Source organism: Neisseria sp. HMSC058F07 (assembly GCF_001810035.1).
Taxonomy (GTDB): domain Bacteria; phylum Pseudomonadota; class Gammaproteobacteria; order Burkholderiales; family Neisseriaceae; genus Neisseria; species Neisseria perflava.
On the sequence record NZ_KV799671.1, the window covers coordinates 99598 to 122644 of the forward strand.

At 48.7% G+C, this 23047-nt stretch carries 25 protein-coding genes; 10 read left to right on the forward strand and 15 right to left on the reverse strand.

The features are described from left to right. Window positions 1-2: 2 nt before the first annotated feature. The 3 genes from HMPREF2696_RS02570 to lon form a co-directional block, all read right to left on the reverse strand. Complete coding sequence (locus tag HMPREF2696_RS02570) at window positions 3-272, reverse strand: FeoA family protein (protein ID WP_049344802.1); 270 nt, start codon at window positions 270-272, stop codon at window positions 3-5. Window positions 273-619: 347 nt separating this feature from the next. Beyond that, window positions 620-889, reverse strand: coding sequence for an HU family DNA-binding protein (locus tag HMPREF2696_RS02575; protein WP_003683413.1), 270 nt, complete (start codon window positions 887-889; stop codon window positions 620-622). Window positions 890-1074: 185 nt separating this feature from the next. Then, on the reverse strand, window positions 1075-3534 hold the full coding sequence (gene lon / locus HMPREF2696_RS02580) for an endopeptidase La (protein WP_070587696.1): 2460 nt from the start codon (window positions 3532-3534) through the stop codon (window positions 1075-1077). Window positions 3535-3747: 213 nt separating this feature from the next. Here lon and HMPREF2696_RS02585 point away from each other — a divergent pair, with 213 nt between their 5' ends. From HMPREF2696_RS02585 to lipA, 3 genes are all read left to right on the forward strand, one after another. After that, a complete protein-coding gene (locus HMPREF2696_RS02585; RefSeq protein WP_004519710.1) occupies window positions 3748-4023 on the forward strand; it encodes an HP0495 family protein in 276 nt (91 codons plus the stop codon). Continuing rightward, window positions 4023-4625: a lipoyl(octanoyl) transferase LipB gene (lipB, locus tag HMPREF2696_RS02590; protein ID WP_004519711.1), complete on the forward strand. Its 603-nt coding sequence runs from the start codon at window positions 4023-4025 to the stop codon at window positions 4623-4625. Before HMPREF2696_RS02585 ends, lipB begins: the two co-directional genes overlap by 1 nt. 129 nt (window positions 4626-4754) lie before the next feature. Continuing rightward, entirely contained in the window at window positions 4755-5738 is a 984-nt protein-coding gene (gene lipA / locus HMPREF2696_RS02595) for a lipoyl synthase (protein ID WP_003683323.1), read from the forward strand. Window positions 5739-5929: 191 nt separating this feature from the next. Here lipA and hemB read toward each other — a convergent pair whose 3' ends face one another. The 5 genes from hemB to ybaK all read right to left on the reverse strand — a co-directional run bounded on the left by hemB (window position 5930) and on the right by ybaK (window position 9799). Continuing rightward, window positions 5930-6931, reverse strand: coding sequence for a porphobilinogen synthase (hemB, locus tag HMPREF2696_RS02600; RefSeq protein WP_003683488.1), 1002 nt, complete (start codon window positions 6929-6931; stop codon window positions 5930-5932). Between the two features lie 32 nt (window positions 6932-6963). Then, on the reverse strand, window positions 6964-7674 hold the full coding sequence (locus HMPREF2696_RS02605; protein WP_004519713.1) for a DUF6973 domain-containing protein: 711 nt from the start codon (window positions 7672-7674) through the stop codon (window positions 6964-6966). A gap of 160 nt (window positions 7675-7834) precedes the next feature. After that, complete coding sequence (locus tag HMPREF2696_RS02610; protein ID WP_049344792.1) at window positions 7835-8707, reverse strand: DMT family transporter; 873 nt, start codon at window positions 8705-8707, stop codon at window positions 7835-7837. A 3-nt stretch (window positions 8708-8710) separates the two neighbouring features. Then, complete coding sequence (locus HMPREF2696_RS02615; RefSeq protein ID WP_004519715.1) at window positions 8711-9298, reverse strand: DnaJ domain-containing protein; 588 nt, start codon at window positions 9296-9298, stop codon at window positions 8711-8713. A gap of 15 nt (window positions 9299-9313) precedes the next feature. Then, window positions 9314-9799: a Cys-tRNA(Pro) deacylase gene (gene ybaK, locus HMPREF2696_RS02620; protein ID WP_004519716.1), complete on the reverse strand. Its 486-nt coding sequence runs from the start codon at window positions 9797-9799 to the stop codon at window positions 9314-9316. 99 nt (window positions 9800-9898) lie between these two features. Here ybaK and HMPREF2696_RS02625 point away from each other — a divergent pair, with 99 nt between their 5' ends. Both HMPREF2696_RS02625 and ttcA read left to right on the forward strand, forming a co-directional pair. Beyond that, the gene (locus HMPREF2696_RS02625; protein WP_070587699.1) at window positions 9899-10252 is read left to right on the forward strand and encodes a RidA family protein; all 354 of its coding nucleotides are present in this window, start codon (window positions 9899-9901) and stop codon (window positions 10250-10252) included. A gap of 128 nt (window positions 10253-10380) precedes the next feature. Beyond that, window positions 10381-11340, forward strand: a complete 960-nt coding sequence (gene ttcA, locus HMPREF2696_RS02630) for a tRNA 2-thiocytidine(32) synthetase TtcA (RefSeq protein WP_004519719.1) — start codon at window positions 10381-10383, stop codon at window positions 11338-11340. Between the two features lie 91 nt (window positions 11341-11431). Here ttcA and HMPREF2696_RS02635 read toward each other — a convergent pair whose 3' ends face one another. Then, window positions 11432-12052: a TetR/AcrR family transcriptional regulator gene (locus HMPREF2696_RS02635; RefSeq protein ID WP_070587701.1), complete on the reverse strand. Its 621-nt coding sequence runs from the start codon at window positions 12050-12052 to the stop codon at window positions 11432-11434. 393 nt (window positions 12053-12445) lie between these two features. On the opposite strand from HMPREF2696_RS02635, the gene HMPREF2696_RS02640 reads away from it, so the two are divergent. The 4 genes from HMPREF2696_RS02640 to HMPREF2696_RS02655 all read left to right on the forward strand — a co-directional run bounded on the left by HMPREF2696_RS02640 (window position 12446) and on the right by HMPREF2696_RS02655 (window position 16951). Next, on the forward strand, window positions 12446-14488 hold the full coding sequence (locus HMPREF2696_RS02640; RefSeq protein WP_070587703.1) for a TonB-dependent receptor: 2043 nt from the start codon (window positions 12446-12448) through the stop codon (window positions 14486-14488). A 96-nt stretch (window positions 14489-14584) separates the two neighbouring features. Further along, complete coding sequence (locus HMPREF2696_RS02645) at window positions 14585-14983, forward strand: hypothetical protein (protein ID WP_004519722.1); 399 nt, start codon at window positions 14585-14587, stop codon at window positions 14981-14983. Between the two features lie 100 nt (window positions 14984-15083). Continuing rightward, window positions 15084-16319 (forward strand): MFS transporter, encoded by a 1236-nt coding sequence (locus tag HMPREF2696_RS02650; protein ID WP_004519723.1) that lies wholly within the window; start codon window positions 15084-15086, stop codon window positions 16317-16319. 143 nt (window positions 16320-16462) lie between these two features. After that, window positions 16463-16951 carry a DUF456 domain-containing protein gene (locus HMPREF2696_RS02655; protein WP_003746916.1) on the forward strand — a complete coding sequence of 163 codons (489 nt, stop codon included), beginning with the start codon at window positions 16463-16465 and terminating at the stop codon, window positions 16949-16951. A gap of 74 nt (window positions 16952-17025) precedes the next feature. Here HMPREF2696_RS02655 and HMPREF2696_RS02660 read toward each other — a convergent pair whose 3' ends face one another. From HMPREF2696_RS02660 to HMPREF2696_RS02685, 6 genes are all read right to left on the reverse strand, one after another. Beyond that, on the reverse strand, window positions 17026-17685 hold the full coding sequence (locus HMPREF2696_RS02660) for a YecA family protein (RefSeq protein ID WP_049348483.1): 660 nt from the start codon (window positions 17683-17685) through the stop codon (window positions 17026-17028). Window positions 17686-17719: 34 nt separating this feature from the next. Next, complete coding sequence (locus HMPREF2696_RS02665) at window positions 17720-18511, reverse strand: TrmH family RNA methyltransferase (RefSeq protein ID WP_070587815.1); 792 nt, start codon at window positions 18509-18511, stop codon at window positions 17720-17722. A 117-nt stretch (window positions 18512-18628) separates the two neighbouring features. Next, window positions 18629-19177, reverse strand: a complete 549-nt coding sequence (locus tag HMPREF2696_RS02670) for a sigma-E factor negative regulatory protein (RefSeq protein ID WP_070587706.1) — start codon at window positions 19175-19177, stop codon at window positions 18629-18631. 5 nt (window positions 19178-19182) lie between these two features. Then, complete coding sequence (gene rpoE, locus HMPREF2696_RS02675; protein WP_004519728.1) at window positions 19183-19782, reverse strand: RNA polymerase sigma factor RpoE; 600 nt, start codon at window positions 19780-19782, stop codon at window positions 19183-19185. Window positions 19783-20001: 219 nt separating this feature from the next. After that, window positions 20002-21327: a tRNA lysidine(34) synthetase TilS gene (tilS, locus tag HMPREF2696_RS02680; protein WP_004519729.1), complete on the reverse strand. Its 1326-nt coding sequence runs from the start codon at window positions 21325-21327 to the stop codon at window positions 20002-20004. Window positions 21328-21415: 88 nt separating this feature from the next. Further along, window positions 21416-22375 (reverse strand): acetyl-CoA carboxylase carboxyltransferase subunit alpha, encoded by a 960-nt coding sequence (locus HMPREF2696_RS02685; RefSeq protein WP_004519730.1) that lies wholly within the window; start codon window positions 22373-22375, stop codon window positions 21416-21418. A gap of 204 nt (window positions 22376-22579) precedes the next feature. Between HMPREF2696_RS02685 and HMPREF2696_RS02690 the strand changes: the two genes are divergently transcribed. Next, the gene (locus HMPREF2696_RS02690) at window positions 22580-22981 is read left to right on the forward strand and encodes an RNA-binding S4 domain-containing protein (RefSeq protein ID WP_003679090.1); all 402 of its coding nucleotides are present in this window, start codon (window positions 22580-22582) and stop codon (window positions 22979-22981) included. Window positions 22982-23047: the final 66 nt, after the last annotated feature.

Here is a 23047-nt window from a genome sequence, read left to right on the forward strand (position 1 = left end):
CCTTAAACGGCCTCAACGATACGACACATAATCTTCCCAGCCTCTTCCAAACGCAGGGAAAATTGAGATTGGTTACCCAAACGTACCGCAAACGGGCCTCTCCCAAAACCACCCACTGCAATCACTTGCAACGGCATTCCGCTGGAAAAACCCAAATCTGCAAGGCGACGGGTTACCAAGGTATCCAAATCACCAAAAACAGGATTGGAAACGATGGAATCAATATGTACGACTGCGCCTTTTTTCAGGCGCGACAAAGGAATGGTAGACATAAGCCTCTCTTTTCATTTGTTTTAAAAAATCAGATTATTAGAAATGTGAGAAGTGCTGACGAATGTGTGGCACATTTGAAAGATTGGTTATGAATGGCTATTTGCCCCTTCTTTCGATAAGTGCGGTTTGTTTTGAATACTGTGTTTCCGTTAATGATAAGGTATATCAATATAAAAATCAAATGTAACAAGATAAACTAAAAAGGCTGTAATCCTTTTATCATTAGAATTTCAGCCTTTTTATGCACTCAACAAACTAAAGGCCGTCTGAAAACTTTCAGACGGCCTTCAAAATAAAAAACCGAATCAAATCGGTTTTTTATTCCCATTCAGGGAAAGACTCTAAATTACAGAGCGTCTTTCAATGCTTTACCGGCACGGAATTTAGGAGTTTTAGCGGCAGCAATAGTCAAAGGCTCGCCAGTTTTAGGGTTGCGGCCTTGACGTTCGGCACGCTCGCCGACGTAGAAAGTACCGAAACCGACCAGAGTAACAGTGTCGCCGTTTTTCAACGCGTTGGTTACGGCATTAGTAGTAGCATCCAAAGCTTTTTGCGCAGCAGATTTGGAAATGCCGGCTTCTTGAGCAATTGCTTCGATCAATTCAGACTTGTTCACAATTAGTCCCTTCCTATCGTAAAAAATGATGAAATGCCCGAATACTCGGGGCTTAAGCACTTTTAAAGCACATACGCACTTTATAGCAATTCTCAAATTATCATGTCAAGTAAAAGATGTGGAATTGCCCTATTTTTGTGGCATTCAGGGCAAAACCACATTTTTTGCAACATCAGACGGCCAACTTAATGCTTGGTTGCTTTTGTTCTTGACTTCGTCTTAGAAGTTTGCGGGGTCTCGGCAACCGCCAATTCAGCCGCCCATTGCTCAGGCTGAGTTTCCAAGCCCAAAGCCAACACTTCATCAATCCATTTGACCGGATGAATGGTCAGACCGGTTTTGACATTTTCAGGGATTTCTTCCAAATCTTTGACGTTGTCTTTTGGAATCAATACATGCTTGATCCCGCCGCGCAAAGCAGCCAGCAGTTTTTCTTTCAAACCGCCGATAGGCAAAACTTCGCCACGCAAAGTGATTTCGCCGGTCATCGCCACGTCTGCACGCACCGGAATTTTGGTGAAGGCAGAAACCATCGCCAAAGTCATGGCGATACCTGCGCTCGGACCGTCTTTTGGCGTCGCACCTTCAGGCACATGGACGTGAATATCTTTCTTCTCGTAAAAATCAGGAGCCAAACCCACTGATTCAGCACGAGAACGGACAACCGACCATGCGGCCGATACCGATTCTTTCATCACATCGCCCAGTTGGCCGGTACATTGAATCGTACCTTTGCCCGGCAAAGCTACTGCCTCAACAGTCAACAACTCGCCACCGACTTCGGTCCAAGCCAAACCGGTTACCTGACCGATGCGGTTTTCGCTTTCGGCCACACCATAGTCGAAACGGCGCACGCCCAGATAGTCATGCAGATTTTTCTCAGTAACTTTAATCGCTTTAGGCTTGGCCTTGCTTACTGTTTTGGATTTGGACGCTTTTTTCTTGTCCTCATTCAAAGTAACCTGCATTACCACTTTGCGGCAGATTTTGGCAATTTCGCGATCCAACGAGCGGACACCGGCCTCACGGGTGTAGTAACGGATAATATCGCGCACGGCACTTTCATCAACCACCAGCTCACCCTCTTTCACACCATTACGCTTCATTTGTTTCGGCACAAGGTATTGCATGGCAATATTGATTTTTTCATCTTCCGTATAACCGGACAGACGGATAATTTCCATACGGTCAAGCAGCGGAGTCGGGATATTCAAGCTGTTTGAAGTGGCAATAAACATCACATCGCTCAAATCATAATCGACTTCGGCATAATGGTCAGCGAACTTGTTGTTTTGCTCAGGATCCAGCACCTCAAGCAAAGCACTGGCAGGATCACCACGGAAATCGCTGCCCATCTTGTCGATTTCATCAAGCAGGAACAATGGGTTTTTCACACCCGCTTTCGCCATATTTTGCAAGATTTTGCCCGGCATAGAGCCGATATAGGTACGGCGGTGGCCGCGGATTTCGCTTTCATCACGCACGCCGCCCAACGCCATACGCACATATTGACGGCCTGTGGCTTTGGCAATCGACTCACCCAAGGAAGTTTTACCCACCCCCGGAGGGCCAACCAGACATAAAATCGGGCCTTTGAGCTTGTCCATACGTTTTTGAACGGCCAAATATTCCAAAATGCGCTCTTTAACTTTTTCCAAACCATAGTGGTCGGCATTCAAAATCAAATCAGCCTTGGCAATATCTTTGCTGACACGGGATTTTTTCTTCCACGGCAACTCAAGCAAAGTATCGATGTAGTTGCGCACGACGGTAGATTCCGCAGACATCGGCGGCATCATTTTCAGTTTTTTCAATTCAGACAGACATTTTTCTTCAGCCTCTTTGCTCATGCCTGCTTCTTTGATTTTGTTTTCCAGCGCATCCAGCTCGTCGCGCTCGTCTTCTTCGCCCAATTCTTTCTGAATCGCTTTTACTTGCTCATTCAAGTAATACTCACGTTGGGATTTTTCCATTTGACGTTTCACACGGCCACGGATGCGTTTCTCGACCTGCATGATATCGAGTTCGGCTTCCAACTGCGCCAGCAGAAATTCCAAACGGTCAACAATGCCGGCAGTCTCCAGTACATATTGACGCTGCTCTAATTTCAGCTGCAAATGCGCGGCAATAGTATCGGCAAGACGGCTGTTGTCATCGATACTGCTGATGGTACTGATAACTTCGGCAGGGATTTTTTTGTTCAATTTCGCATATTGCTCAAATTGAGTCAGCAAGGTACGGCGCAAGGCTTCAATTTCGGGATTGTCCTTGTCGCTGTTTTCATCAATCGCCTCCACATGGGATAAAAACAGTCCGCCTGTTTCGTCAACCGTCAATGCGCGCGCACGACGGATACCTTCTACCAACACTTTAACGGTGCCGTCAGGCAGCTTCAAAACCTGCAAAACTTGGGCAACCGTACCAGTTTGGTGCAAATCTTCAGCTTTAGGGTCTTCTGTATTAGGGTCAAGCTGGGCCAACAGGAAAACCGGATCATCATTAGCCATTGCCGCCTCAAGGGCTGCAATCGATTTAGGACGACCGACGAACAGCGGCAATACCATATGCGGATACACCACGACATCGCGTAAAGGCAAGGTAGCCAGCGCACTGTATTCCTCGAAATATTTGTCTTTTGTCGGCATAGTTAGAAATCTCAATCATTGTTAAATCAGAATGTAGCTCAAAATTGGGCTGAAGCGCTCCATTTCAAGACTTGAAAACAGCTTATCCGCACCTATTTTCTAAAACATCATTTTTAATAGCCCGATATGGACGTTTACGATAAAATATATCGGATTTTGGGCCGTCTGAAAACTTTTCAGACGGCCCTGGCTAACCAAAAAAGGTAGTAAACCATGACAGACTCAACCGAAAAAAAATCATTAATTGAATTCCCTTGCACCTTTCCTGTAAAAGTCATGGGCGTGGTTCATCCGGAATTTGAATCCGCCATCTTGGAAACCGTGCGCAAACACGCTCCCGATACCGAGCCGCACCACATTACTACGCGCCCAAGCAGCAAAGGCAACTATACCGGCGCGACTGTCCATGTAAATGTTGAAAATCAAGAGCAGCTCGACAATATCTACCGCGACCTGACTTCACACGAATTGGTAAAAGTGGTGCTGTAATGAAAATCGTGCACAAAGGCTTGGTCGATTACCTGCCGACTTTCGAAGCCATGAAGGCATTTAATGCCTCGCGTGACGAAAATACCGAAGACGAATTATGGGTGGTCGAACATCCGCCCGTATTCACTCAAGGCTTGGCCGGTAAGCCCGAACACCTCCTCATCCGCGACGATATTCCCGTTGTCCAAATTGACAGAGGAGGTCAAATTACCTACCACGGTCCTGGCCAATTGGTCGTTTATACGATGATCAATTTCAAACGCCGTAAGACCAGTGTGCGCCATATCGTTTCCGCACTTGAAAACAGCATCATCGCCACCTTGGCAGAATACGGCATCGAAGCAGCCGCCGACCCCAAACGTCCCGGCGTTTATGTCGGCGAGCGTAAAATCGCTTCCCTGGGCCTGCGTATCAAAGACGGCTCCGTTTACCACGGCTTGGCGCTTAACGTGAACATGGATTTAAGTCCGTTTACCCATATCAACCCCTGCGGTTATGCCGGTATGGAAATGACCCAAATTGCCGACTTTGTCTCTCCGGCACCCGGCTTGGCAGAAGTTTCAGACAAACTGACCAAGCATTTACAGAAAGAGCTGGCATAAGGCCGTCTGAAAATATTCGACCCCAACACCATCTTTTAACTGCCCCTCTGAACCCACAAGCCCTTAGTTCATAAAGACTACAATAAGCTTTTCAGACGGCCTTTATAACGACAGAAAGAACACATCACCATGAGTGAAGAAGTAAAAAACGACCCAAAACGCGGCATCAAACTGAAAGGCGCAGATAAAACTGCACGCATTCCGATTAAAGTTGTTCCATTGGAACAAAAATTGAAAAAGCCCGAATGGATCCGCGCCAAATTACCGGGCAAGAAATTCTTTGAAATCAAAAACATTCTTCGCGAACAAAAAATGCATACCGTGTGCGAAGAAGCATCTTGTCCAAATATCAGCGAATGCTTTACCAAGGGTACGGCCACATTCATGATCATGGGCGATATTTGTACCCGCCGCTGCCCGTTCTGCGACGTTGGTCATGGCCGCCCCAATATGCTGGATCCTGACGAGCCTAAACACTTGGCCGAATCCGTTAAATCCATGAACCTGCGCTATGTCGTGATTACTTCCGTCGACCGTGACGACCTGCGTGATGGCGGCGCCCAACACTTCGCCGACTGCATCAAAGCCATCCGCGAAACCAGCCCGAATACCAAAATCGAAATCCTTGTTCCCGATTTCCGCGGCCGTTTGGACATCGCACTGGAAATCTTGGCAGAAACACCGCCCGACGTGATGAACCACAACTTAGAAACCCATCCAAGCCTGTATAAAAAAGCCCGTCCGGGTGCCAATTACCAACACTCCCTCGAGCTTCTGCGCCGTTACAAAGAAATGATGCCCCATATCCCGACAAAGTCCGGCATCATGGTCGGCTTGGGCGAAACAGACGAGGACGTACGCGAAATAATGCGCGATATGCGTGCCAACAATATCGAGATGATTACCATCGGCCAATATCTGCAACCTTCAGACGGCCACCTGCCCGTCCTACGCTATGTAACGCCTGACCAATTTAAAGTTTTTGAAAAAGAAGCATACGAATTGGGCTTTACTAATGCCGCGATCGGCGCAATGGTTCGCTCCAGCTACCACGCAGACGAACAAGCAGCCGAAGCTTTGCGTGAAACCCACGGCGGTTGCAGCCACCACTAAGGTTTAAATCATATAAGGCCGTCTGAAAAATCAGGGGACTATTTTTTCAGACGGCCTTTGTTTATGCAAAACTCTTTAGATTTTCAAAAAATAAACCTTAGTCGGGCCCTATTGAGCCAATCTTAAGTAATACAAAAAAGCGGCTAAACAGGATAAACACTGTTTGCCGCTTTTTAATTTATTTCTTTATTTTACTTCTTCAACAATTTTGCCGCTTCAATCGCGTAGTAAGTCAAAATACCATCGGCGCCAGCACGTTTGAATGCCAATAAGCTTTCCAAAATGGTTTTTTCGCCATCCAGCCAACCGTTTTGAATGGCAGCCTGAAGCATGGCATATTCGCCGGAAACTTGGTAAGCATACGTCGGTACGCCGAATTCGTCTTTGACTCGGCGGACGACATCCAGATACGGCAGACCCGGTTTTACCATAACCATGTCTGCGCCCTCTTGAATATCCAATGCTACTTCGTGCAAGGCTTCGTTAGTATTTGCAGGATCCATTTGGTAGGTTTTCTTGTCTGCCTTACCCAGATTGCCGGAACTACCGACGGCATCGCGGAACGGGCCATAGAACGCTGAAGCATATTTTGCCGAATACGCCATAATGCGCGTATGGATATGTCCGGCATCTTCTAAGGCTTCACGGATGGCAAGAATACGTCCGTCCATCATGTCTGACGGGGCAATGACTTGTGCGCCTGCATCGGCATGACACAAAGCCTGTTTTACCAAAACTTCAATGGTTTCATCGTTGAGGACATAGCCATTTTCATCGGTTAAACCGTCTTGACCGTGAATGGTGTAGGGATCCAAGGCAACGTCGGTCATGATACCCAGCTCTGGGAATTTCTCGCGCAGGGTTCGTACTACTGTCGGCACCAAGCCTTCAGGATTATAAGCTTCCTCCGCAAACTCGGTTTTGTTTTGCGTTACCACGGGAAACAAAGCCAGCATAGGAATGCCGAGCTTCAGTGCTTCTTCAGCAGTGAACAACAATTTGTCCAAACTTTGGCGTTTGACACCCGGCATGGATGGGACTGCCTCTTCCTGATTCTGGCCTTCCAATACAAAAACCGGATAGATCAAATCATCTGCCGTCAAAGTATGCTCGCGCATCAGACGACGTGAAAAATCATCTTTACGCATACGGCGCATACGGGTGTTTGAGACATAACGCGGAGGGAAATTCATAACAATTGCCTTTCAATAATGAAGTCTTAAAATCAGTCTTCGACTTGACGTATGGCTTTGACCGAACGTTTGATTTCGCTGAACGTACCGGTTTTATAACTATTACGTTCCTGTTCGGTCATACCGTTTTGATCCAATTTGGCGATATTTTTCAATGCCTCGGCATACTGGCCGTCTGAAAGTTTTTCCTGTTTGATGCGCCAACGGTTGTTCACTTCGGAAGCCGTCCATAAGCCTACTTTGTTGTAGTAGAACAAAATGCTTGCCGCCAGCGTCTTCATATCGCTGTCGGGTTTGGCACTGCCGATACTGCGGCCGATACGGTTATTACGTTGATCGACTGCCTGGTCGGCAAGGTAGCGGCTGAAGTAGTCGTCTTTACCTTCTCGCAACTCCATATCCGTCAGACGCGCATTACCTGCTTTTTCTGCAATAATGCTGTCGAATTTAGAAGCAATCGCCGCCTGCCACAATGCTTGGCGTACGGCATTGACCTGTGTTCCCCTGCTGTCGCCGTTTGCTTTGTCGTCCAAACCTGTACGCTCGGCAAAGCGTGTGGCATTACTGGTCATATTGATTAAGCCTTCGTCTTCCATCCCGATAACTTGGGCGGCCACGGGATGGTTAAGCGCGAATTGAGCCATTTTACTGCGGCGGCTTTGATCTTCCTGATACGATTGGCAACCGGACAATACCAGCATGCCGAAAACGGCGCATTGAATGTGTTTTTTAATATGTTTCATGATGTAACTATCGATATTATTGTGTGAGTTCAACTTCTTTGTTTAACATAGAAACGCCCGTAAGCGCAAAATAATTTCCACACGGCCAAATCAGCGCATGAATGGCTATTTTATAATAAAAATAAGGCCGTCTGAAAACTTTCAGACGGCCTGAGTATTTTTAACCCAGTAAGCTGCGAATCTGCGGCCAATAAAACAGGCAGGCTATCGAGCAAATAGCAATACTGATACCGGCTGCATTAATGCTGCTGATTTTTTCCTTAAATATTGCCGCACCGATCAGCGTACCCAAAACAATCACGCCAATATTCATACCGGCAAAGACCAAGGTTGGATTATCCTTCATGATTTGGTGTGCCGAGATGTAGGTAACAATATTCAAAAAGTTCAGACAGCCCAAAATCATACCGCCCACTATGCCCTCTTTGGTCCATTTGCTTCCTTTGGCAAACAGGTAGCCAAACATCAAGATACCGGCCAAACAAAACGCCACCAGCAAATTACCGGCAAAAGCGGTACCGCTTTTCGCCACTTGTTTGAACAAAATATCGATGACGCCGTAGCCGCACCAGACGCTCAAAAGCAGCATTACTTGCGTGCTGAAGCCGCCGGATTTCTTGCCGCCATCGCTTTTCCAAAGCAAGAAAAACAGTGCCGTAAATGCCAATACCAAACCGATCAGACGGCCTTCGGTCAACTGCTCATGGAAAAGCGTGAATGAAGCGACAATCGGCAGAAACAGCGATAAGCGTTGTGCCGCGTCCGATTTGACGATACCTGCCGCATCTACGGATTTGCCCATAATGACAAACACGCTTGGCAGCAATATGCCCAAGGCCGCAAAAAGCCACCACGTCGGTAAAAATACCTGCGGATTGCTCAAATCGGGTTTTAACACCAGCATGGTCAAAGTGACGGCAACGATATAATTCACCGCCACCGCCTGCTCGATATTGATTTTTTGCTTGCGCGCCACTTTCAGCAAGACAGACACCAACACGCTGCAAACGATACTTGCCAATAAATATGCCATGCTTTAAAACCATCCTTGATTGGAAACAGGCTTATCTTCATTCAGTTTAATCAGTCCGACGACTACACGGTAAATAAACCAAATGGCAGTTACCAATAAAATCAGCCAACCAATTAAGATCAGTGTAGTAAAAGTTCCCAAAACCGTACCCACTAAAGACACCCAAAATGTCTTAATCAAATAATCGATATGACTGGCGTAAATACTGCCTTGAGCCTCATCGCGTTTAACATACGCCATAATCACACCGACAACGGGGGTAAACAAAATCAATAAGCCCACAGCATATGTAACATAAGCAATAAAAACATAGTTTTTTACGTCAGAGCTGGGCGTGTTGACCACATTTGTCGCCGTATTATTGAAGCTGTTGTCTTTGGCTTCCTGACGCTCGTACTGCATAGCCGCATCATAAGCCAAACGTTTTTCCGGATGAGACAATACTTCAAACGCCTGTCCGATGGCTTTGAAACGCTCCGCATCTTTCTGAATATCCGGATTGGCCACCAATTTGCCGTAAGCTTCGCGGATAACGTTGATATCCGCATCCTGAGATACACCCAAGATTTCGTATAAATTCACTTGTTCCATCTGTATTCCCCTCCTTTACGCGTCCACTGCAACATGAACATCTTGCGGATTAAGCGTCCGCAGGTTTTCAGGCTTCATGCCTACGATAAACCCACGTTTGCCGCCATTGATAAAAATCTCGTCCAAAGCCCAAATACTTTCTTCCACATAAACCGGCAACGCGGTTTTCATACCGAACGGCGACGTCCCGCCGACCAAATATCCTGTCCATTTCGCCGCCTGATCTGCCGTTGCCGGTTCGATGTGTTTCAAACCCAGTTCGCGCGCCAGATTGCGGGTGGAAATATGTTTGTCACCGTGCATTAAAACAACCAAACCTTTTTTATGCTCATCCTGCAAAACAATCGTTTTGATGACCTGATGCTCGGGCTTGCCCGTACATTCGGCAAAACGCGCCGTACCACCATGTTCTTCATATGCGTAAACATAAGGGACAAAATCGATTTTCTTACTGCGTAAAAAGCGTACTGCCTGCGTAACCGGATATTCTGCTTTACTCATGGGTTGTTTTCCGCCATCCTTTTCAGACAGCCCCTCTTAAATGTGGAACGTAAACAGTCGCAATGTTACCATACCTTCTTTTTGAAATCAGGAGACAACATGGACATCCGCTATCTTGGCACAAGCAAACGCTATTCGGAAGCCGTCGTGGCCAACGGCTTGGTTTTCCTCTCCGGCATGGTTCCCGAAAATCCTGAAGCCGATGCCAAAGCGCAAACTGAAAATGTTTTGGCGCAAATCGATTCATGGCTCACCCAATGCCAATCCAACAAAGCCCACATTTTAGAAGCCACCATCTATCTGCCCGATATGAACGACTACGCCGCTATGAATGAAGCCTGGGACGCATGGACAGCGCCCGAACGCGCTCCGGCCCGCGCCTGCGTGGAGGCGAAACTGGCTTCGCCCGACTGGAAGGTTGAAATCAAAATCAACGCCCTTCAAATCAAATAAAGCACAAATATCAGGCCGTCTGAAAACGCCGCTTCAACCAAGCAGGCGCAGTTTTTCAGACGACCTTTATTCTTTTGCGGTACAATACCGCCCTTAAATTTTTCTATTATTTCAAAGCACAAACAGCCATGTCCAAAAAAACCAAGCAAGAATTAGAAAACAACAAACTCAGCAAACGCCTGCGCCACGCTGTCGGCGATGCGATTAACGATTTCAACATGATCGAACCGGGCGACAAAATCATGGTCTGCCTCTCAGGCGGCAAAGACAGCTACGCCCTTTTAGACATTCTGCGCCAGCTTCAAGCCAGCGCGCCGATTGATTTCGAACTGGTCGCCGTCAATCTCGACCAAAAGCAGCCGGGCTTCCCCGAAGAAGTATTGCCAACCTATCTCGAAAGCATCGGCGTTCCCTATAAAATCGTTGAAGAAGACACTTATTCCACCGTCAAACGCGTGTTGGACGAAGGCAAAACGACTTGTTCGCTGTGCAGCCGCCTGCGCCGCGGCATCCTCTACCGCACCGCAAAAGAATTGGGCTGCACCAAAATTGCCTTAGGACACCACCGCGACGACATTCTTGCCACTATGTTCCTGAATATGTTCTACGGCGGCAAACTCAAAGCCATGCCTCCCAAACTAGTCAGCGACAACGGCGAACACATTGTCATCCGTCCTCTGGCGTATGTCAAAGAGAAGGACTTGATCAAATACGCCGAGCTGAAGCAATTCCCAATTATTCCATGCAACCTCTGCGGCTCTCAGCCCAACCTGCAACGCCAAGTCATCGGTGACATGCTGCGCGATTGGGACAAACGTTTCCCCGGCCGTATTGAGTCTATGTTCTCCGCGCTACAAAACGTCGTTCCATCACATTTGGCCGATACCGAACTTTTCGACTTTGTCGGCTTGGAACGCGGTCAAAGCCTGAAACACGGCGGCGACTTGGCATTTGACAGCGAAAAAATGCCGGAACGTTTCTCCGACGGCAGCGAAGAAGACGAAAGCGAAATCAAAATCGAGCCGCAAAAAGCTGAACGTAAAGTCATCAATATTTTGGCAAACAAACCCAAAACCTGCGGTTTATAATTCCATTTAATTTTCAGACGGCCTTTTGGTAGCTATTTACCGAAAGGCCGTCTGAATATTCATATTTGAAATTTTTTCTATTCTTTTTTATCTATTCTTTCCCTGACAAACCGTGCAGCAGCAACCCCAATATATCCTGCGGCAGCTTTTGTGGTGCAGCGGTATAAAGTGCAGTCAGTTGCGGATGGTGCATCAATATATCTGCCTGACGGATGAACAAGTCAATGAGCTCCACCGGCAAATCGGGCTGAATCAGGCGGCGTTGTTGTAGAGTATGGAAGAAGCCGCGCATAAAAGCGTATTTTTCTTCGTTCAATTCGTGGAAAAATCGCTCCAGCTCCAAATCGGTGTTCTCTTCAATGTCGCGCAGGAAAGCGGCGGAATAAAGTTCTTCAAACGATTGTTTTTGCAAGACAAACACAGCCTCGGCGGCTTCGCGCAGGCTGCATTGCCGTTCAAGCAGATTTTCAAATTCGGCACGGACGCGGTTTTTCTGCTCGGTAACAATTTCCTGCAAGAGTGCGTTTTTACCGCTGTAATATTTGTAAAAAGTGACGCGGCTGACGCTGGCCTCGGCGCAGATACTGCCTACGAATACGGCGGAAAAGCCATGTTCGCGGAACAGGCGGCGGGCGGTGTCGGCGATGGTTTGTTGTTTGCTGGCGGTCATGATGGTAAGAAGATTTTGATTTTGTTCATAAAGGTTTTTCATTAAAGTTATCCGCAAGTCGGATGCTTATCATATTTCCCCACGGCGGCAATGGCAATACGGCGGCGTTTCAGACGGCCTCTTTCCTTATTCCTTCACTGCCCTACTGATAGAGGCTGTCGGATGCTTAGCAGGCTAAATTCATGAAGATTACAGAATTTCCCTCCTCTAACCTTCTCCCCAAAATAGGAGAGGGATTTTTTTGGACAATTCACGATAAGAGGGGAAACAGAGTGAATGATAAACACTTGCATTCCTGTTTCTTATTTCTTATACTTTACATTAATAGTTTGTTTTATGTAAATGTGTAAACACAAATATTTGCATACTGACGGAGCAATTGGATTACCTGATGTCCAATCCACCCCGACGTATGCCGTCTGAAAGGATAAGGAAATGCAGAAACACACCCTCCGCCGCCTGCTGCTGCTTGCCGCCGCTTTCGCCTCCGAATGGATTTATGCCGCCGATGCGGTGCAAGATGCGGAACAGGTGCAGTTGGAAGAAGTCGTCGTCACCGGCGAACGCACCAACCGCAGCGGCTTTGAAACCGCCACGTCCAACCGCGTTTTCACCGCGCCGAACATCGACCGCAGCGGCCACAACCTTTCCGCAACCGACCTGCTCAAACAGACTGTGAACACGGTGGACTTGGGTAGCGGCAACGATTTGCCGACCGTGCGCGGCGTGGACGGCTCCGGTCCTGCCGTCGGTGCGGTGGCATTTTTTGCGGGCACGCGGCCGCGCCTGAACCTGTCCATAGACGGCCGCTCTGCCACTTACAACGAATACGCTTTCGGCACGCAATCGCTGTGGGACATGCAGCAGGTGGAAGTCTTGCGCGGGCCGCAAAGCCATGTGCGCGGGCAGAACGCGGTGGCGGGCGCGGTGGTGATGCGTTCCAAAGACCCGACCGACGAATGGGAAGGCGCGCTGCGCTTGGGTTTGGGTAACCAGAAAACGCGCAACATCGCCGGCGTAGTGTCCGGCCCGATTGTGAAAAACAACCTTGCCTTCCGCTTGAGCGCGGAACGGCAGCAGCGCGAAAGCTACGAGCCGTTCGTGTCCTACGAGCCAACCGGCAATCCGCGCCGCGTGGAAAACACCAACGTGCGCTTCAAACTTCTGCTCACGCCCGAAAACCATCCCGATTTTTACAGCCGCCTGACGCTGAACCACATCCGTTCGCGCGCGCCGCAAAACGAAATCATGGGCAACACCGCCAGCCGCCGTTTTTTAAAAGAAAAACCCGTGTTCGTAACCGGCTCGACATCGGGTATCTGGGACGTATCGTGGCAACTTAACGACTATCTGAAACTGGAAAACAAACTGGTTTATGGCCGCTACCACAACGAGCGGCTGCACCTGCCGATGACCGTCAGCCCGCAAGGCGTGCCCGCCGAACTAAAAGGCCGCGAACTGCAATGGGAGCCAGTATTGCATTTTTCAAACAAAGGCCGTCTGAAAGGCCTTGCCGGGCTGCACTACATCCGCAGCAAACAAGACGAATGGGTAGATATCCGTAGCATCGGCGGCCGCAACACCTTTGACGACCGCAACAGCGTGCACGCCCTGTTTGCCGAAACCACATACAGCCCCAGCGAAAAATGGGACATCACGGCCGCCGCCCGCCTTGAAAAAGAAACGCACAAAAGAAGCGGCGGCAGCGGCGCACTGCACCTTGATTTAGACAAAGGCCAGACCGTGTTCCTGCCCAAAATCGACATTGCCTTCAAACCCACCGACCAATGGGTCAGCGGCATCAAAGCCGCACGCGGCTACAACCCCGGCGGCGCGGGCATCACCTTCGGCCGCCCCGTCGTAACCTACACTTATGAACCCGAATATGTGAACAACTACGAGTGGTACACCCGCTGGCGCAGCGCAGACCGCCGCCTGCAACTCTCCGGCAACCTGTTCCTGAACCACTACCGCGACATGCAGCTCCCCTTCTATCTCGGTACCAACTCCGTCGTCATCCGCAACGCCAAAAAAGTCCATACCTACGGCGCGGAACTTGCCGCCGACTGGCAGGCGACCGACAGCCTGAAACTCACCACCGGACTGGGGCTGCTCAACACCAAAATCAAAAGCTATCCCGACAGCGGCATCGAAGGCAACAAACTCGGCCGCGCGCCCAAATACACCGCCAACATCGGCGTGAAATACCTGAACGACAAAGGCTGGGAAGCCGGCGGCGACGTGCGCTTCTACGGCGGCTACTACTCCGCCGCCGATAATGCCGAATCGGGCAAAATCGGCGCATACAACCAAGTCAATCTCTACACCGCCTACAACTTCAAACAAGGCCGCGTCTCACTCTACGCCGACAACGTGCTCAACCGCCGCCAACCCATATTCATTTCCAGCGCCGACCGCCAAGACGCGCTCTACCAACGCCCCAGAAGCGTGGGCGTGAGTGCGGAATGGAAGTTTTAAATGAAGCTGAAATGATAGAGGCCGTCTGAAAAAACATAGGTCGGACATTTATGCCCGGCCTACCGTTTATTCCTCCAAAACACCCAAAGGAATCCCATGCACTACTTCACCCCCGCCAAAACCCTGCCCGAAGGCACCATCTACCTGACCGACCTGACCCACGTCGCCGACTTCGCCGGCTGGCTGACCGAATTCGAAACCCTGTTAAACCAAAACCCCCGCTTCGCCACCGTCTGCACCCCGATGCGGCGGCAGGTAAGCGACGAACAGCGCATTGCCGACCGTAAAACTTACATCGAATGGATAAAGGCACATCGGCCGCAACTGTCCGAACGCTGCGCCGCCATGCTCCTTATCGAACCCGACGCGGCACAACTGGCGTTATTCCGCGAACAATCGTCCAAACTCGGCCCCGCGCTGGGCGTGAACTACATCGTTGAAGCAGATGAAACAACCGCCCTACTTCGCGCAGAAGAAGCGTTGAAGGCCGTCTGAAAAGATACTAAACCTATTTAAATACAAATCAAGTATTACCACCCAATATGTTCAGACGGCCTTGTCCCTTTATTTGCCTCATCTTCAAAAGAATCATGTGATGTCCGACAATCAGACTTCCCCAAACTCACGCGACTGGCTGCTGCTTATCGGCGGCAGCACTTACAAATTCACGCTAACCGGTTTTTATCTGGTCGCACTGGTCGCTATTTTGAAAAATCACGGTTATAGCCTGAATCAACTGAGCTGGATTCATTTAATCGGCAGTATCGAAGCAGCGAAGGTATTGTTTGCCGCACTGATGGAACGGCGGCCGGCGGGGCGGTTCGGGCGGTTTCGCGGCTGGCTGCTGGCGGCGACGCTGGGACTTTCGGCAGTGTTCGGGCTGATGGCCTGTACCGACATAACGCAGAACTTCGCGCTGCTTTTGACCTGCTGCGTACTGCTCTCGGCGATGTCGGCGGTGTACGGCTGCGCGATGCTGGGTTTGTCATGCATCGTCCTGCCGCACCGCGAACGCGGTTTCGGCGGCGTGATTCAAACGATGGCCGCACGCGGCGGCAAAATGATCGGCGGCGCGCTGGTATTGTGGCTGTATCAGGAATACGGACAGACGGCGGCGGCTGGCTTTATGCTGGCGTTCAGCCTGCTGATGTTGCTGCAACTCTTGTACTACCGCGAGCCGGAAAGTCCGACTGCGCAAGGTAGTTGGACGGCGTTGGCAACGCGGCTAGTTTCTTTTTGGCAGCAACCTGAAACGGGCTGGCGGTGGCTGGTTTTGCTGTTTGCCGTTGCCGTACCGTATGCGTTTATGGCGGCAACCTTTGTGCCCAAGCTGGCGGATTTGGGCTTCAACCCGAAGCAGACGGGCGGGATTCTGGCGGTGGGCATTCCTGTTGCCTGCCTGATTGTAACGCCGCTGTCGGGCTGGTTTTCGCGCAATTATCCGCGCCGCAAACTCGTATTCCTGCTCTACGCGCTGCAACTGCCGCTTTTGGTGTCCATGACCGCCATCGATACGCTCGCACGTGCCCACCCTTGGCTGCCGCCCGCGCAAATCATCGCCCTGAGCCTGAGCTACACGCTGCTGCTGCCGGTGATACTGGCGTTGGTGATGGACAAATCAGACCGCGCCACCGCTGCACTCGACAGCAGCCTGCAATTTTCCGTCGTCCTGCTCGGCAGTTACGCAGCCGGTTTCGCCGCCCTACGGCTGGCAAAGGCTATTGGTTATACAGATGCGTATTGGGTTGCAGTGTACTTAGCCGTATTGGTAGGCCTGCTTTTATATTTGAATAGAAATTTATTCAATCATTCAGAACATGATTCACAATAATTCGCTTAGATATTTATCCATCAATTTTAATTGAGCGCGCCTCCGGATAATTTTTCATTTTATTGCACAATCCCTCATGAAAATATAACAAAACGTGCCCATAATACTGCCGTTATTACACTCTTAAATTCAAAAGGAACCTCATGACTGCTGTTCTCATCGTTCTCGGCTTGATTGCCATTGTTGTCGGCATCTTAGGCACTATTTATCCCGCCCTGCCCGGATTGGGTTTGATGTTTGGTGGCGCATGGTTGTTGGGTTATGCCGGCGATTATCAAGTGTTTGGCTCGGGTACGCTGACCTTTTTGGCCATCGTTGCCGTATTTGGTACTGCGATGGACTATGTGGCGGGCGCATTGGGTGCAAAATATACCGGCGCAAGTAAAACTGCGGTTTGGGGCGCGTTTATCGGCGGCATCGTCGGCGCATTCTTCTCTATTCCCGGCCTGTTGCTCGGCCCGTTGGCAGGCGCGGCCATCGGTGAATTTATCGCACGCAAAGACACTTGGCAGGCAGGCAAAGTCGGTATCGGTACGTTTATCGGCTTCATCATCGGCACCGTGGCCAAAATCGGCTGCGCCTTGACCATTGCACTGACCATCCTGTTTGTTTGGTTGGCCTCGTTGTTCTAAGACAAAACATTAAAGGCCGTCTGAATTTCAAGCATTCAGACGGCCTTTTTATTTTATTGCACTATTTATTTTTCTTATTTGCCGCAGCAGGCTTTGTATTTTTTACCGCTGCCACACGGGCAAGGATCGTTGCGCCCCACTTTTTCGCCTTCGCGGCGGACGGTTTGCGGTTTATTGATGATGGCCTGCCAGTACCAGTAAATATCCAGCAGGACATGCGGCAAATCAGATTCCAACTGGGTCAGCTCTTTTTCATTCAGATGCAAGATGACTTCGCCGTTTTCCTCATCGTCATAAATACCGCCCAAAGCCATAATCGGATAGAACAAATCTTCAAACTCTTCCTGATCGACTGCTTCAAACCAATCGGTAGGCACAATATCCAGTGCGTAAAGATAGGCGTTACACCAAGTGTAGAAATCCGGATTGCCGGCTTCATCTTCATAAAACCACAAATCAGGCAGGATTTTCTCGTTGAGCTTCATGCGCATATCGGCGGCCATTGCCATGACCAAACGCTCGATTTCAGTACGCTCTTTGGCATCAAACAAAGATTCTTCACCCAAAATCTCAGGCAGCCAGTTGGTCGGATTCAAAGCATCCGGACCGCTCAATAAAGCCATCATAAAACCCTGCACTTCATCACAACGCATGGTGTTGTGGGCTTCGGATTTGGCATCCAGCAATTCCATCAATCGGCTGCGTGCCGCTTCATCAAAAGTCAGTATTTGCATTTTCGTTCCTTAAAATAAACTCATATTATGGTTTTCAGACGGCCTGGGCATGGATACGCTGCCGCATTTGTTCAAACAGACAAACCGTTGCCGCCATCGCGACATTCAAGGATTCGGTTTGCCCCAACATGGGAATTTTGACACAGGCTTCAGCCTTCTCTTTTATTCGTTCACTCACGCCGCTGCCTTCGTTGCCAAATACCCAAGCGCAGGGTTGACTGAGGTTCATTTCATACAACCCGATATTGCGGCCACCCAAGGCGGTTGCCCAAATTGGATGCTGATACTTTTCCATCCAAGCGGATAATTCCACCCGGCTGAAAATAGACAGCAAAAAATGCGCGCCCATTCCCGCCCGCAACACCTTGGGCGACCAAATATCTACGGAATCATTGCTGCACACGATTTGCTTGACTCCGGCTGCCGCCGCGCTGCGCAAAATCGTGCCTGCATTGCCGGGGTCTTGTACTCGCTCCAATGCCACGCAATCGCCGTTTGAAGGCAAGCCTGCCTGTTTCGGAATATCAATCCAAGTCATCACATCATCGGCATCGGTCAGACTGGTGATTTTAGACAGCGCTTCGTTACCGACCCAAGTAATCAATCCCTCGTCCAACTGCGCCGTAATTTCTTGAATTTCAGAATGTTGCTGTTTCTTTTCAGGCAGATAAACCTGTTTGGGCGTACCGCCGCTTTGCAAATAAGTTTGCAGCAGATGTACGCCTTCCAATACGGTTTCACCGCTTTCGCGCCTTGCTTTGGCCTGTGTCAAAAGACGGAATAAATGTTTGAGCTGTTCGTTTTGAGCAGAGGTAATCAGTTTCATGGAACGCATTATAACTGTTTTGACTTCTTTGAAGCTATGCTTTCAGACGGCCTGACGGTTTTACTGCAAAAATAAAAACCCTTGCCATAAAGCAAGGGTTTTGCATGATTTCATTTTTTACTGCACAACAGTCTGCTGCTCATTTTTCTGCTCGGTACGGACAGTCGGACGGTTTTCAATTTTGCCGTCTTTTGCCGCATTCGGCACAACGGTTTCACCTGGTTCGGAAGCCACTTTATCGTCAGGCGTACCGCTTACCGGAATGATATCTTGTGCAGGCTGAACATTAGACTTCTCAGCAACCGGCATAGCGTCACGAGAAGTTTGCGGCGTAAACTGCCATGCCGTCACAGCAATGGCACACACGCTGGCAGCGGCTGCAAAGAATTTAAAGAAGCCGTTATTGGCCGCTTCGCGGTGAGTATATTTTTTCTGTTTGCCTTCAGCTTCGGCTTGAGGCACTGTAAATGCTTTGCTTTGCATACTTTCATCAGCCATCTTCACCGCCGCGCCCTGACGGATACAGTCGCCGATAATGTGGTACTCATGCCAAGCGCGCATAGCTTCCTCGTCTGCCAATACGGCATCCAGCATCTCATCAGTCAATGCTTCACCGTCCATCAATACAGACACATACTCCAATGCTTTATTTGTTTTTTCGTTCATTTTTATTACCACCTTTGATCTTCAGAAGTATCCAACAGCGGCCGCAAATCTTTTGCAATCAGTTCACGCGCTCTGAAAATACGCGAACGTACAGTACCTATCGGACAATCCACTACCCGAGCTATTTCTTCATAAGACAAGCCATCCATTTCCCTAAGCGTAATGGCTTGACGCATATCGTCTGGCAGTTGCGCAATGCTTGCTTCGACGGTCTGCAAGATTTCCCGATTCATCATTTCAGCTTCCGGCGTATGGTAATCCGCAATCTGATCGGTTAAATCAAGAACATCTCCCTCCTCATTGGCTGCTTCCGAGCTGACAAAAAACTGGCGACCCGAAGTGGTCAGAAAATTCTTTGCCGTATTGATACCGATACGGTACAGCCATGTATAAAACGCACTCTCACCGCGAAAATTAACCAGCGCACGATAAGCCCTAATCATTGCTTCTTGGGTTACATCGTGCACTTCATGCTCATCCTGAATAAAACGGGAAATCAGTCTGTTTAGCCGACGCTGATACTTGGACATCAGCATCTCGAATGCCTTATGGTCACCTTTCTGCGCGCGCTCCACCAAAACTTGATCTATTTGGCGATCGTTCATACCCAACCTTTAATCGTTTTACTGCTTTAAACCAAAAAATAGTAAAGCGTGCTGTGCACAATAAAGACAGCATCGCTTTGAAATAGTTCCACAAGATTACATTTAATCGCAAAAGTTTATTCGTGCAGATGCTCTAACATAAGCTGTATTGCTTATTATATATACACTTAGCACAAGTAGTTAAATTACTAATACTTACTAAATTTAAAGTTATTCTCTTTACTTTTCTGCTATATATTTGACCAACTTTTCATGAACAGGCAGATAGCCTTCGCCTATTTGAACATCGCTTCCCACCCGAAGATTAACAACAGCAAGGCACTTGTTGCCCATACTTAGGATAATCGGCCAATATTTACGGACGAGTGGCACAATATGACACTCTTGCAATAGTTTTTCGACTGATTTTTCCCTCTGTCCCGACTGAATCACATCACCTTTGACCACACTTCTAAGTACCGCCGGCTTCTCCAACTCCTCTTCCGACAAACCTCCCTTAAACGGTAATAAAACAAAACCATTTTCGAGCAAAATATCTTTCAGACGGCCTTGAACTTCCCTGCCATTACACCAAGGCAGTTTTTGAAACTCACTTTCCTGACAAACAAACAGCTTGTCCCGATATGCGACCAGTTCCCCATCTGGCAAATTCAACTGCGCCTGATCAGCGGTTTCCAATACTCGGGCAAAATCGGCAATACTGTGATAAGAAGGCAATGATTCCGTTTGCTTTCGCAAAAAATACCAAAGCAGTCGACGACGCAAAAGCGGCGTACATTGCCTCCACAGGCTGATGCTGAATATTCCGTTTGGACTAATGCGCTGGTATTCAGACTCAATCAATTCATCTAAAAGCTGCAAATCTTCCTGCAATAATCGAACATTGGCACAAATTTGCTGCTCAAAATTCGGAATACGCTGCTGCCATTGCGGTAAAGCCTGATTTCTCATCCAATTGCGTAAATAGCCGGAGTCTTCATTACTTTCGTCTTCAACAAAAGATAATCCCCACTGTTGCGCATACTCAGCCAATTCCTGACGAGAAAATGCCAAAAGTGGTCGCCAGATTTGAATTTCTTCATTTAAATTACGCCATACAGGCATGGCTGCCATACCGCGTAATCCGCCCCCGCGCACAGCCGACAACATAAATGTTTCGATTTGATCATTGTGGTGATGGGCCAAAACAATAATTTTCCTCAGGCCGTCTGAAAATGCCTGATATCGGGCAGCCCTAGCTGCCGCTTCCAAACCTTTTCCTTGGTTTTGCACATTAACGCGGCACACCCGCAAGGCAACATCCAGACGCTGACAATAATCCTGACAAAATTTTGCCCAACTGTCGGCATTGGTGCTTAAACCGTGATGAACATGAACGGCACGCAAATCAAAATGGCGAAATTCGCGCATCCGATGCAAAAGATGCAGCAGGACGACAGAATCTAATCCGCCACTCAAGCCAACTTCAAAAACAGTATGGTTCGGCAAATCAGGAAAAGCTGTTTGAAAACTTTTAAATAGGGAATCAGGGGATACTTGCGACATTTCAGACGGCCTGAAATTGTGAATGACTCAAAAATAGAACACAAAAAAAGCAAGCAGCGACATCTGCTTGCTTTTTCAGCAGTCAAACTTATTTATCGGTAAATTTACCGTAAGCCATGATGCGGTCAAAACGGCGAGAAAGCAAGTCAGGCATGGTCATACTTTGCGCTTCGCTTAATTGCTGCTCCAAAACGGTTTTAACGTTTTTCATCGTGGTTTCAAAATCACGGTGTGCGCCGCCCAAAGGCTCATCAATCACTTTGTCGATGACATCCAATTCTTGCAGGCGTTTGGCGGTAATACCCAATGCTTGCGCGGCATCTGCTGCTTTTTCAGCAGTTTTCCAAAGAATAGAGGCGCAACCTTCGGGAGAAATCACCGAATAAGTCGAGTATTGCAGCATATTAACATAGTCGCCGACAGCCACTGCCAACGCGCCACCCGAACCACCTTCGCCAATGATGGTGCACAATACCGGCACATGCAGGCGGGTCAGTTCGTACAAATTACGGCCGATGGCTTCAGACTGGCCGCGTTCTTCTGCACCAATGCCCGGATACGCGCCTGGTGTATCGACAAAGGTCATAACTGGAATATTGAATTTTTCGGCAGTCTTCATCAAGCGCAATGCCTTACGGTAACCCTCAGGACGCGGCATACCGAAATTACGGCGGATTTTTTCTTTGGTATCGCGACCTTTTTGATGGCCGATAACCATCACGCTTTGGCCGTTGAAACGCGCCAAACCGCCGACAATGGCATGATCGTCAGAATAATGGCGGTCGCCATGCAACTCTTCAAAATCGGTAAAAATACCGTTGATGTAGTCCAAAGTATAAGGACGTTGCGGATGGCGGGACACTTGTGAAATTTGAGCCGGAGTCAGCTTGCTGAAAATTGACTTGGTCAACTCGCTGCTTTTCTTTTGCAGTCTGGCAATCTCGTCGGAAATATCAACGGCAGATTCGTCTTGTACGAATCGCAACTCGTCAATTTTATTGGTTAATTCGGCGATGGGTTGTTCGAAGTCCAAAAAAACGGGTTTCATAAAACAAAGCTCTCGGTAACGGTTGCTGACATGATACGCTAATCAGACGTATTTGACAGCATTTCTCAAAGGGAAACTGCCATCTTTTGCAATAAAAAATCTTTCAGACGGCCTTTAACAAAGAAATAGTATATCTGCACTAAACTCATGAAGTGCCGTATCTTATGATAAACTTCAATTCAGTTCAATCATTTCAAACAGGCTATGAAAAACGATCATGACAATTCGTCCATGCGCTTGGACAAATGGCTTTGGGCCGCGCGCTTTTTCAAGACCCGCGCGCTGGCACAAAAACATATTGAGCTGGGCAGGGTTTTGGTAAACGGCTCAAAGGTGAAAAACAGCAAAAATATTTCTGCCGGCGACACCATCGACATGACTTTGAACTCCCTTCCCTACAAATTCAAAGTTGCCGCGCTCAATCATCAACGCCGACCGGCACCGGAAGCGCGTTTACTCTACGAAGAAGACATGAAAACGGCTGCCGAACGCGAAGCTCAAAAACAGCTCGACCAAGCCAGCCGCATCAGTGCCGCTTATCCGGACGGACGCCCAACCAAACGCGACCGCCGCCAGCTTGACCGTATGAAACGCGATAGCTGGTAAGCGTCGAATCCATTATTTCAGACGGCCCCATATCCATGCCGTCTGAAAACCAAAAACAGGCAGGAC